Below are 7,713 nucleotides of genomic sequence, written 5' to 3' on the forward strand. Positions count from 1 at the left end.
GTGACTGCTTGTGAACGATGCCGGCCAACAGTCCCTGGATGTCGTCGTGGTCGGTGCGGGGTTCGCCGGCCTGTATGCCCTGCACAAACTGCGCGCGCAACGGCTCTCGGTGCGGGTGCTGGAGGCCGCGCCCGAACTGGGCGGCACGTGGTACTACAACCGATATCCGGGCGCCCGCTGTGACGTCGAGAGTGTGGACTACTGCTACTCGTTCTCCGACGAACTGCAGCAGGAATGGAACTGGACCGAACGGTACGCCACCCAGGCCGAGATCCTCGAGTATTTGAACTGGGTCGCCGACAAGCTCGACCTGCGCCGCGACATCGCGCTGGGCACCCGCGTCGTCTCCGCGACACTCGACGAAACGACGTTGCGCTGGATCGTGAAAACCGATAAGGGGCAGACGCTTTCGGCCCGGTTCTGTGTGATGGCGACCGGGCCTTTGTCGGCCGCGCTGACCCCGGATTTCCCTGGGCTGGGCAGCTTCATGGGCGAGACGTACCACACCGCGCACTGGCCGCACCATCCCGTTGACTTCACCGGCAAACGGGTGGCCGTCATCGGCACCGGATCGTCCGGCATTCAGTCGATTCCGGTCATCGCCGAGCGTGCCGCGCACCTCTACGTTTTTCAGCGCACCCCCAACTACAGCGTGCCGGCCGGCAACAAACCGTTGACCGCCGAGGAGCTAGCCGACATCAAGGCGGGATACGCACAGCGGCGGGCGCTGTCGTGGCGCAGCGCAGGCGGCTCACCGCACATCACCGCCGCGAAGCCGGCGATGCAGTTCACCGCCGAAGAGCGTCGTGCTGCGTTCGAAAAGCGTTGGCAGCTCGGTGGTGTGCTGTTCTCCAAGACTTTCCCGGACCAGATGACCGACCTCGAGGCCAACGAAGAGGCCCGCAAATTCTACGAGGAAAAGGTCCGGGCCGTCATCAATGACCCTGCCGTCGCCGACCTGCTGATCCCGACCGATCACCCGATCGGTACCAAGCGAATCTGCACCGACAGCAACTACTTTCAGACCTTCAACCGGGCGAACGTGTCGCTGATCAGCGTGCGGGCGACCCCGATCGAATCCGTCGACGCCACCGGGATCAATACCACCGGGATTGATAAAACCGGGGTTCATAAAGCCAAAGCCCATTACGACGTCGACATGATCGTGTTGGCAACGGGTTTCGATGCGATGACCGGGGCGCTGGGCAACATCGACATCGCCGGGCGTGACGGCACCACCCTGCATGACGATTGGGCGCACGGCCCCCGCACGTATCTGGGCCTGGGCGTCGACGGCTTCCCCAACCTGTTCTTGATCTCGGGCCCGGGAGCACCCGCCGTGCTGGCGAACATGGTGCTGCACGCCGAAGCGCAGGTGAACTGGATCGCCGACGCCATCGCCTTCCTCGACGATCACGGGTACGCCGCGCTGGAAGCCACCGTGGACAGCGTCGATGATTGGGGCGCCGAATGCGCCCGCCGGGCCCAGACGACACTGTTCACCAAGGCGAATTCCTGGTACATGGGCGCCAACGTGCCGGGAAAGCCGCGCGGCTTCATGCTCTTCACCGGGGGCTTCGCCACATACAACGACATCTGCGCCGAGGTCGCCGACGCCGGTTACCGGGGCTTCGATCTAATCGAACCATGACAGGACTGCTGGACAAGGTTGTCGTGGTCACCGGCGCCGCCAAGGGGACCGGCCGGGTGCACTGTGAACGCTTCGCCGACGAGGGCGCCCACGTGATCGCACTGGACGCTCCCGCTGCGGCCGACGAGTTACGTTGTACCGCAAGCGAAGTCGAGAGCCGCGGTCGGCGGTGCGCGACCGGCCTGGCCGACGTCAGTGACCTCGCGGCGGTGACGGCCGCCATCGACGCCGGAGTGGCCGACTTGGGGCGGCTCGACATCGTCGTGGCCAATGCCGGAGTCCACCTGCCCGGAGCGCCGTCGTGGGAACTCGACCCGCAGGTCTGGCAGCGCACCCTCGACATCAACCTCACCGGTGTGTGGCATACGGTCCGGGCGAGCGTCCCGCACATGTCTGATCGGGAAGGTGACCAGGGCGGCTCCGTGGTGATCATCAGCTCCACCAGCGGACTGCGCGGCCTGCCCAACACCGCGCACTACACGGCCAGCAAGCACGCGGTGGTGGGACTGGCGCGCACACTGGCCAACGAGCTCGGACCGCACGGCATCCGGGTCAACACCGTGCACCCCGGTCCGGTGGCCACCCCGATGGTGCTCAACGAGGCCACCTTTCGGCGACTGCGGCCCGACCTGGACAACCCGACGGCGGCCGATGCGGCCGAGGTGCTGCAGGCGCGAAACCTGCTGCCGGTGCCGTGGGTCGAGCCCGTCGACATCGCCAACGCCGTGCTGTTTTTGGCCTCGGACGCGGCGCGCTACATCACCGGCACTCAGCTCGTCGTCGATGCCGGTCTCACCCAGAAGACGACATGACCCTCGGGCGGTTGACGGGCAAGGTCGCTCTGATCACCGGTGCGGCGCGGGGGATCGGTCGTGCGCAGGCGGTGCGGTTCGCGCAGGAGGGGGCCGACATCGTGGCGCTCGACGTGTGCGGCCCGGTCGACACGGTGATGATCCCGCACAGCACCCCGGCCGACCTCGACACCACCGCGTCGCTGGTGAGCGAGGTGGGCGGGCTTGTGCACACCGAGATCGTCGATGTCCGTGATCTCACCGGTGTGCAGGCGGCCACCGATCGCGGGGTGCACCGGTTCGGCGGTCTGGACGCGGTGTGCGCGACGGCCGGAATCACGTCCCGCGGGATGGCGATCGACCTGGACGAAAACGCTTGGCGCACCATGCTGGACGTCAACCTCACCGGGGTGTGGCACACCTGCCGCGCGGCGGCACCGCATCTGATCGAGCGTGGAGCCGGGGCGATGATCTTGACCAGCTCCATCGCGGGGCTGCGCGGGCTGGTCGGCGTTGCGCATTACACCGCCGCCAAGCACGGCGTCATCGGGTTGATGCGTAGCCTGGCCAATGAGCTTGCGCCGCATAATGTTCGGGTCAACTGCGTCAACCCGACCAATGTCGACACGCCCATGATCCACAACGATGTCGTCAGCAGTGCGTTTCGGCCTGACTTGGACCGTCCGCCCACCCGCGCGGAATTCGCCGAGGCGGCCTGCGCGATGAACATGCTCGCGGTGCCGTGGGTGGATGCGGTGGACGTGGCCAACGCCGCACTGTTCTTGGCCTCCGACGAGGCGCGCTACATCACCGCGATCGTCCTGCCGGTCGACGCCGGAGCCACCCAGCGATGAGGAGCGGCTAGCGCGACAAGAACGCCAGCACAGTGCTTTCGAAGGCCTCCTTGGCCTCGATCATCGCCCAGTGCCCCGAGTTGGGGAAGATGTGCAGCTCGGCATTGGGGATGGTGCGCATCGGGATCAGCGCCATATCCGGCGGACTCACCCTGTCGTCGCGCCCCCAGGTGAGCAGGGTCGGCGCGGTGAGCTTGTGCATGGTCGCCCACGGCAGCGGCCGGTCCGAGGCGTTCAGCGCGGCATTCATCCCGGCGAACGCCGCCTTGCCGTACATGCGTCGTGCCGCGGCCAGGGTATCCGCGTCGGTGGCCAGCTCCCAGCGTTCCTCGATCAGCTCGTCGGTGACCAGCGCCTGGTCGTAGACCATCGACTTGAGCCAGTCGACCAGCCGTTGCCGCGTCGGGTCCTCGACGAATTCCTGCAACAGCCGAATCCCTTCGCTGGGACTGGGACTGAAGATGTTGGTGCCGATGCCACCGATGGTCACCAGCCGATCGACGCGGTCCGGATTGTGGGTGGCGAAGTTGATGCCGACGCCACCGCCCATCGAGTTGCCGACGATGTGCACCTTGTCGACGCCGAGCGCGTCCAGAAGCGGCGACACCGTGCCGAACGCGGTCACCATCGGGTGCCCGCCGAAGTCGTCGCTGACCCCGAAACCGGGGAACTCCAGGATCAGGCAGCGATAGTGGGCGGCGAAGGCGGGCAGTACCCCGCGGAAGTTGCGCCAGCCGGTGACACCGGGGCCGGACCCGTGCAGGAACAGCAACACCGGGCCCGACTCCGGGCCGCCGCTGTCGTAGTAGCGCAAAGCGCCCTTTTCGGTGCTGATTTCACGCAGGTCTTGGGCCGCGATGGTCGTCGATTCAGAAGTGTCCGCCACGGATGTCACCCTGCCATGCCTCGGCAGCGATGGTGGACGGGGTTCCGCTGACCGGGTCGCTCAGCTTGGGTTGTGGCCGGGCTCGCCGCAACTCAACAGTTCTTTGAGTGCCGCGGGGAACGCGTCGGCGAGATCCCAGAGGTCGGGAACGAGGTCCGGGCACGAGATGATCCCCACACCCAGGCGGCCGTTGAGCGACATCACGGTGATGTTGAGGGCGGCGCCCGCGATGATCGGCCCGAGCGGGTACATGGCGTCGAGTCGGCAGCCCAGGAAGTAAAGCTGGTCTTCTGGGCCGGCCACGTTCGACATCACCAGGTTGTGGGGCGGCTTCTCGGGCAGCGGAATGCGCGGCAGCAGTTTCATGGCGGCGCCGAACATGGTCTGTCCGGCCACCTGCGTCCAGTCCTGCAGCAGGCTCGGGCCCATCGCGGCGGCGTGGTCCTTGGCGGCAGCGTTTCCGGCGGCGATGGCGGCCAGCCGTTCGACGGGGTCGTCGATGTGGGTTTCCAGACGGCAGAGCATCCAGGTCGTCTGGTTGCGCCCCGGCCGGGCGGACTTGCCGTGTACCGACACCGGCACGCTGGCCACCATGGGGATGTCCGGCAGGGCGTCGCGGTCCAGGAAGAACTGCCGCAGCGCACCGGCGCACAGCGCCGTCACCACATCGTTGACCGTCACCCCGAACCGGCGTTTGACCGTTTTGACGTCCTCGAAATCCACACTGGTCAAAGCGATATTGCGGCGCCGGGTGAACGAGCCGTTGAACGCGGTCGGCGGCGCCGCGAACGGGGCCGCCATGGTGTGGCCACCGCTGCGGGCGCGCAGTACGGTCTGCGCCAGCGTCAGCGCCGTGGCGGGCACCACCTTGGCCAAACGCCACGGCCGCAACGCCGCGCCGATCAAACCACTGGCGGCGATGTGCAGCGGATTGGCCGCAGTGCTGCGCTCGGCCGGTTTCGGTGGCGGAGCGTCCGGTTCGACGCTGCACAACTGCGCGAGCAGGTTGGCGCCGCCCACGCCGTCGACCACCGCGTGGTGGGCCTTCAGAACAACCGACAGCCGCTCGGTACCGTGCAGGCCCTCGATCACCCAGATCTCCCACAGCGGACGATCGCGGTCCAGTGCCAGCCCGGCGATGTGGCCGCAGATGTCCGCTAATTCCTTCGGGCCGCCGGGCGACGGCAGGGCCACCCGGTGAAGGTGGCGAGCCAGATCGAACCGATCGTCGTCCACCCACACCGGATGGTCGAAGTTGAGTTGGTTGTCCGCCAGCTTGAGGCGGAATTCGGGCACGGCATCCACCCGCGCTGTCAGCGCCTCGCGGAACCGATCGAAGGTGTAGCCCCCCGGCATGGTCAAGGGGTCGAGCTCCAGAACGCAGCAAACGTTCAAAGGCTGCGTTGGCGATTCCAGGTATAAAAAGAACGCGTCTAAACCACTAAGTCGTTGCATGCTTGCTCGTCTCTTGTACGCGGCCATGACCGCTGGTCACATGACCGGCGGTCACCCCGGAGCTCCTGAAGGGACGTTTCATCGGGCCGACCGCAATCTTTTGGTGTGACCCCATGTCTGTAGCCGCTGCGGAGCTTCGGGCAAACATTTCGCCGATACATTTAACGAAATCGCCGCTCGCCGGATGTCGACGTAGACCGGCGCTTGCCGGTTATGTATTGGCGGTTCGGCGGGCGGCGCGCAGACCGTCCACGGAGAAGCGATTGTGACCGCGGAAGGCAATCACGCTGACGAAGAACAGTGCGTGCACAAGCTGCTCGCCGATCACGTTGAAGTGCTCGATCGACGTTGCGCCCAGCACCAAGATGATCATCACCAGTCCGCCGACAATCGCGGCGGCCCGGGTCAGCAGGCCGGCCAGCAGCAGCACCCCGGTGATCAGCTCCGCGAAGGGCAGCGCGTAACTGCACACCGAGACGAGGACGGCGGGGATCATCGAGGTCTTGAACTCGCTCACCATCTGGGTGTGAAAGGCCGCCAGCTTCGGCATCCGGACCAAGCCGTGGCCGAACAGGCTCGCCCCGATGGTCAACCGAAGCAGCAGATACGCCACGGCGCGGTCGGTATCGGACGTACCCATGATCAGTCCCTTCAGTAGTCCTGGATCAAGCTGGAAACTTCACGCGGGCAATGGATTTGGCAGGGCGATGACGCGCCGATCACGGTGCTCCGGAAGGCTGGCGGGCCATGGCCGAGTCGGGAACTGCCCAGTCCGTCGAAACCTTCCGGTGCTTGATCAACCAGGTGTCACCCTGGGGAACCAGGAGGTCGCGATACCGGCCGTAGTGGTCGAGCCCGATGTGGGTGACCACGGTGAAGTAGGACTGGACCTGGGCATGGCCGGGTGCCACCTCGGTAAACAACACGTTCGCGACGTTATGGCGCACAATCGGTTTGACGTCGGCGTCGGCGGCGACCTTCCCGGTGACACCGCCCAAGAAGTCCGCAATCTCCGATCGCCCCCGCAATGGCTCGAAACCCCGTATCTCGAGCACGCCGTCGGCGCAGAACGTCTCCGCCAGGCCGTCGAGCCGGCCGACATCACCGGACCAGTTGTAGCGCGCCAGGGTGTCCCGGATTCGCTCGCGGGCGACCAGTTCCCACATCTCCACCGTCACGACTCCTCGCCCCGCCGCCGACTCCTTGGCCCATCAGCCTAGGCGCATACACAAGAGCTACCGACGCTAAGGCGGGGCGGCGGGCGTCGGAGTTGCGCCGGTGCCCTCAATGATGTTGCCCGGCCAATCAATTGCGCTCAACGCCCGCACCGAGTCACGAGCCGAACCCGCGGTGAGCTGCCGATGGTGTGTCGAAGGCTACTTACTATCCACGTTTTGGGAAACGGGCGGCTGGGCAATAAGGGTGGCGAGATACGCGACACGGAGGGAGCACGTATGTCGGACAAGAGCGGTCCCGAGGAAGCCATCGAGGGCGTCGTCGAGGGAGTCAAGGGCAAGGTCAAGGAAGTCGCCGGCGCGGTCGCCGGACGCGACGACCTGATGCGTGAGGGCAAGGCCCAGCAGGACAAGGCCGACGCACAGCGCGAGGCGGCTCAGAAAGAGGCCGAGGCCGAGAGCGCCCGCAAGGCAGCCGATATCAGCGAAGCCCGTCAGAAGGCCGAACAGTAGCGGCATTCGATGGTGGCCCGGTCACAGGCGTGGCCGGGCCACCGTTTTATTGCTGCCCGGGGAATGAAAAGCCGCGCGCTGCTGTAACACAACAGATGAGACTCAACGATGCCGGTCGCGACCTCATCGGCAAGGGTGCGGACGCCACCCTGGTCACCCTGAACCCCGACGGCAGCCCACAGCTGAGCCTGGTCTGGGTGGCGTTGCAGTCCACCCCCGACGGGGATGAACTCGTCTCGGCGCACTTGGGCGAGCACAAGAAAGTCCGCAACGTCCGTCGTGATCCCCGGGTAGCGGTCACGATCGTGTCGCTGGACAGCGCGGGCCACGGCATGCGGCCCTACCTGTCCATCACCGGGACCGCGCGGATCGTCGAAGGCGGCGCGCC

9 protein-coding genes are annotated in these 7,713 nt (G+C 66.3%); 5 read left to right on the forward strand and 4 right to left on the reverse strand.

Features of this window, described 5'->3' with window-relative positions; all coding sequences use genetic code 11:
• Nucleotides 1-10: 10 nt before the first annotated feature.
• Genes A5625_RS06390 through A5625_RS06400 form a run of 3 tightly spaced genes read left to right on the forward strand, consistent with a single transcriptional unit; the run spans nucleotide 11 to nucleotide 3,296 of the window.
• Entirely contained in the window at nucleotides 11-1,651 is a 1,641-nt protein-coding gene (locus A5625_RS06390; protein WP_066990361.1) for an NAD(P)/FAD-dependent oxidoreductase, read from the forward strand.
• Complete coding sequence (locus tag A5625_RS06395; RefSeq protein ID WP_066990364.1) at nucleotides 1,648-2,463, forward strand: mycofactocin-coupled SDR family oxidoreductase; 816 nt, start codon at nucleotides 1,648-1,650, stop codon at nucleotides 2,461-2,463. The genes A5625_RS06390 and A5625_RS06395 overlap by 4 nt, the downstream gene beginning before the upstream one ends.
• A complete protein-coding gene (locus A5625_RS06400; RefSeq protein ID WP_066990367.1) occupies nucleotides 2,460-3,296 on the forward strand; it encodes a mycofactocin-coupled SDR family oxidoreductase in 837 nt (278 codons plus the stop codon). Before A5625_RS06395 ends, A5625_RS06400 begins: the two co-directional genes overlap by 4 nt.
• 7 nt (nucleotides 3,297-3,303) lie before the next feature.
• Here A5625_RS06400 and A5625_RS06405 read toward each other — a convergent pair whose 3' ends face one another.
• The 4 genes from A5625_RS06405 to A5625_RS06420 all read right to left on the reverse strand — a co-directional run bounded on the left by A5625_RS06405 (nucleotide 3,304) and on the right by A5625_RS06420 (nucleotide 6,809).
• Nucleotides 3,304-4,182 carry an alpha/beta fold hydrolase gene (locus A5625_RS06405; RefSeq protein ID WP_066990370.1) on the reverse strand — a complete coding sequence of 293 codons (879 nt, stop codon included), beginning with the start codon at nucleotides 4,180-4,182 and terminating at the stop codon, nucleotides 3,304-3,306.
• A gap of 60 nt (nucleotides 4,183-4,242) precedes the next feature.
• Nucleotides 4,243-5,637 (reverse strand): wax ester/triacylglycerol synthase family O-acyltransferase, encoded by a 1,395-nt coding sequence (locus A5625_RS06410; protein ID WP_066990373.1) that lies wholly within the window; start codon nucleotides 5,635-5,637, stop codon nucleotides 4,243-4,245.
• Nucleotides 5,638-5,848: 211 nt separating this feature from the next.
• The gene (locus A5625_RS06415; RefSeq protein ID WP_066990376.1) at nucleotides 5,849-6,277 is read right to left on the reverse strand and encodes a DoxX family protein; all 429 of its coding nucleotides are present in this window, start codon (nucleotides 6,275-6,277) and stop codon (nucleotides 5,849-5,851) included.
• 79 nt (nucleotides 6,278-6,356) lie between these two features.
• Entirely contained in the window at nucleotides 6,357-6,809 is a 453-nt protein-coding gene (locus tag A5625_RS06420; protein WP_066990402.1) for a nuclear transport factor 2 family protein, read from the reverse strand.
• A gap of 282 nt (nucleotides 6,810-7,091) precedes the next feature.
• On the opposite strand from A5625_RS06420, the gene A5625_RS06425 reads away from it, so the two are divergent.
• Both A5625_RS06425 and A5625_RS06430 read left to right on the forward strand, forming a co-directional pair.
• Nucleotides 7,092-7,325 (forward strand): general stress protein CsbD, encoded by a 234-nt coding sequence (locus A5625_RS06425; RefSeq protein WP_066990379.1) that lies wholly within the window; start codon nucleotides 7,092-7,094, stop codon nucleotides 7,323-7,325.
• A 95-nt stretch (nucleotides 7,326-7,420) separates the two neighbouring features.
• Nucleotides 7,421-7,713: TIGR03618 family F420-dependent PPOX class oxidoreductase (locus A5625_RS06430; protein ID WP_066990382.1), on the forward strand; the 293-nt coding region annotated here is incomplete at its 3' end.

The organism is Mycobacterium sp. 1465703.0, from assembly GCF_001672975.1.
Classification (GTDB): domain Bacteria; phylum Actinomycetota; class Actinomycetes; order Mycobacteriales; family Mycobacteriaceae; genus Mycobacterium.